The sequence below is a fragment of the uncultured Anaerotruncus sp. genome (genome assembly GCF_902490045.1).
Classification (GTDB): Bacteria; Bacillota; Clostridia; order Oscillospirales; family Ruminococcaceae; genus Anaerotruncus.
The window spans coordinates 1-3,348 of record NZ_CABUCJ010000178.1; the positions used below are offsets into that span (position 1 = coordinate 1).

At 68.0% G+C, this 3,348-nt stretch carries 3 protein-coding genes; 2 read left to right on the forward strand and 1 reads right to left on the reverse strand.

Going from position 1 to position 3,348, the window contains the following annotated elements; genetic code table 11:
• On the reverse strand, positions 1 to 2,079 hold a 2,079-nt coding region (locus RDM88_RS12320), incomplete at its 3' end, for a UvrD-helicase domain-containing protein (RefSeq protein ID WP_308755120.1).
• 320 nt (positions 2,080 to 2,399) lie between these two features.
• Between RDM88_RS12320 and RDM88_RS12325 the strand changes: the two genes are divergently transcribed.
• Positions 2,400 to 2,837 (forward strand): Rrf2 family transcriptional regulator, encoded by a 438-nt coding sequence (locus tag RDM88_RS12325; RefSeq protein ID WP_308755121.1) that lies wholly within the window; start codon positions 2,400 to 2,402, stop codon positions 2,835 to 2,837.
• Between the two features lie 111 nt (positions 2,838 to 2,948).
• Positions 2,949 to 3,348: pyridoxal-phosphate dependent enzyme (locus RDM88_RS12330; protein ID WP_308755122.1), on the forward strand; the 400-nt coding region annotated here is incomplete at its 3' end.

Genomic DNA, 3,348 nt, shown 5'->3' on the forward strand with positions numbered 1-3,348 from the left:
CCGGGCGTCCGAGCCCCGGAAGCCGTAGATCGACTGGTCGGGATCGCCGATGACGAACACCCCGGCGCTCTCCCCGCTCCAGGCGCGCACCAGCCGGTACTGGAGGTCGCTCACGTCCTGGAACTCGTCCACCAGCAGGTGGGTGAAGCCGCGCCGCTCCTTCGCCGTGGCTTCCCCACGCGCGAAAAGGCCGTAAGCGTCCAGCAGCAGGTCGTCATAGTCGCGGACGCCCGCTTCCTTCAGCAGCTCGCAGTAGCGCTCGCACGCCTCGACCGGGACCGACCCGTCGGCGGGCAGCCCTCCCTTGCGGCGGGAGACCTCCTGCACGAGCTTGCGCGCGGAGAGCCGCAGGTCGAGCGCGCCGACCACCTCCGACGCGGCGGCGAGCGCCTCCTCCTCGCCGATCAGGGAGACCGGCCCCCGTTCGGAGAGCAGCCGCAGGCAGATGGCGTGGAAGGTGCCGATCGTCATCGCCCGCACGGCGCGTTTGCCGAAGAGGGCCTCGAGCCGTTCGCGCATCTCCCCCGCCGCCTTGTTGGTGAAGGTGACGGCGGTGATCTGCGCGGGCTTGACCCCCTGTTCGACGAGCCATGCGACGCGGGCGACGAGCGTTTTGGTCTTGCCGGTGCCCGGACCCGCGACGACCGCCACTGCGGGCTTCGCCGCCGTGACCGCTGCGCGCTGTTCCCCGTTGAGCTCCGTGAGCGCCCCGCCCTCCGGCGGGGTGGGGGAATCCTCCTCCGCCTTTTTGGCCGCGCGGGAGGGCCGCGGGGCGGCGGGCGCTTTCTTTTTGGGCGCGGGTCTGGAGGAGGCCCCGAACAGGCTTATCTGCCCCGCGAGCGTCTCGATCTCCTGCGGGTCAAGCAGCCTGATCCTTCCGTACTCCCCGTCGTACCCGGGGGAAAGCTCCACCTGCCCAAGCCGCATGCGGCGCACCCCCTCGGCGACCGCCGGACCCGCCACCCGGCCGATCTCCTCCGCCGGGACGTCCCGCAGGATGGTGAACTCGGGCCCGAGCTCACGCAGAAGCGCCTCGTAGCGGGCCGTCACCCTGCCGCTCGCCGGGCCGAAGCCGGTGCAGGCGGCGATCACCTCGGGCAGGGGCACAAGGCTCTGGAAGGGGGCCGCGCCGGGCGGGACGAACCCCTCCTCCCGGTCGGCAAGCTCCTCCACCCGGTGAAGCACGCCGATCGTCAGCTTGCCGCCGCAGACGGGGCACCGCCCGTCGGCGGGGGTGTCGCCCGGGCGCAGGCAGAGCTTGCAGTTTCGGTGCCCGTCGAAGTGGTACTTGCCCTCCTCGGGGAAGAATTCGACCGTCCCGCGAAAGCCGGGCGCGCCGCGCCCGCGCAGCGCCGCGGCCAGCGCGGGAAAGGAGGGCTCGATGTCCAGCAGGTTGGCCTCCCGCCCGAGCTTGGAGGGGGAGTGCGCGTCCGAATTGGAGACGAGCGCGTAGCGGTCGAGCGCCGACAGCCGCCAGTTCATCGGCGGGTCGGAGGAAAGCCCCGTTTCGACCGCGTGGATGTAGGGAGTCATGTCGCCGAAGCAGGCCTCGATCGTGTCGAAGCCGGAGAATGCCCCGAAGAGGGAAAAGTGGGGGGTCCAGATGTGCGCGGGGATAAAGACCGCCCCGGGACAGGTTTCGAGCGTGATCTCCAGCAGGTCGCGGCTGTCCAGCCCGAGGATCGGCCGCCCGTCCGAGTGGATGTTGCCGATCGCCTCGAGCTTTTTGGAGAGGGCTTCCGCCGCCTCAAGGCCGGGCAGCAGGATGACGTTGTGAACCTTGCGCACCCGCCCGTCCTTTTTATAAATCGAGCTGATCTCCCCCGTAACGACGAACCGGGGCCGCGCCGTCCCCGCGGCGCCCTCCATATGCAGCCCTTCGCGCAGGGTGTAGAGCCCCTCCTCCGCCGGGACGAGCTTGTCCCGCAGCTCCTGCCGCCAGGCGGGATGGGTGAAATCCCCCGTCCCGACAAGCCCGATTCCCTTGCGGCGGGCCCACAGGTCGAGAAATTCCGGCATGCATTCCCCGCTGGTCGCCCGGGAATACTTGGAATGGATGTGCAGGTCGGCGATGAGCATAGGCGGTCCTCCGTTTTTTTGGAATGGTATCATCATACCGCCTTTTCCCCGGGGATGCAAGCGGCGGCCGGCAAGGCGAAAAAGGGAGGGGCGCGTGCGGGGCTGCGCCCGCAGGCGCGTTTCGGAGCGCAACCGAGCGGAGCGAGGCTCTTGGCTCAGAGATGAACCGTAGGTCCCTGCCGCACGTTGAGCGGGCGCAGCGAGCGGACAACCCGCCGCAGCGGTCCCCTCAGCCTGCCGAAAAACCTTTTCGGCAGGCTGAGGGGACTTTTCAAAGTCCCCCGGGAGGCGTATAATGGCAGTAGAATGGAGGGGTGGCCATGAAGATTTCAACGAGGGGACGCTACGCCCTGCGGCTCATGCTCGACCTCGCGCTGCACGACACGGGAGAATACGTCTCCCTGCGGGATATTTCGGCGCGGCAGGAGATCTCGGTCAAATACCTCGAACAGATCGTCACGGCGCTCGGCCGGGCGGGGCTGGTGCGCAGCGTGCGCGGCCCGCAGGGGGGCTACCGCCTTGCGAAGGCTCCCGCGGACTACACGGCGGGGGAAATCCTGCGGACGATCGAGGGAAGCCTCGCGCCGGTGGCCTGCCTGGACGACGCCCCAAACGCCTGCCCGCGCGCGGGGGAATGCGCGACGCTCGTGCTGTGGGAGCGGCTCTTCCGCGCGATCAACGAGACGGTGGACGGCATGACGCTGGCCGACCTCGCGGAGATCCAGCGGGCGAAGGCGGGCAGCGACTACGTGATTTGAAAAACTTCCATTCCGGGGTTGACAAACCGAGACTCTCCCGCTATACTTATTTCATATTAAACACATAGGAATTAAATGAATTGTAAATCGAACCTTCAGGAGGGATTACTCATGGCAAAAATCTACCGCAGCATAACAGAACTGGTCGGAAGGACCCCGCTGCTTGAACTGACCAACTACGAACGCGGGGAGAACCTCGGCGCACGGCTGCTTGCAAAGCTGGAATACCTGAACCCGGCGGGTTCGGTCAAGGACCGCATCGCAAAGGCGATGCTCGACGAGGCGGAGCGGGACGGGCGGCTCGGGGAGGGCTCGGTGATCGTCGAGCCGACGAGCGGCAACACGGGCATCGGGCTGGCGGCGGCGGGCGCGGCGCGCGGTTACCGGGTCATCCTGACCATGCCCGAGACGATGAGCGTCGAGCGGCGCAGCCTGCTGAAGGCCTACGGCGCCGAGCTGGTGCTCACCGACGGCGCGCTCGGCATGAATGGGGCGATCGCAAAGGCGAAGG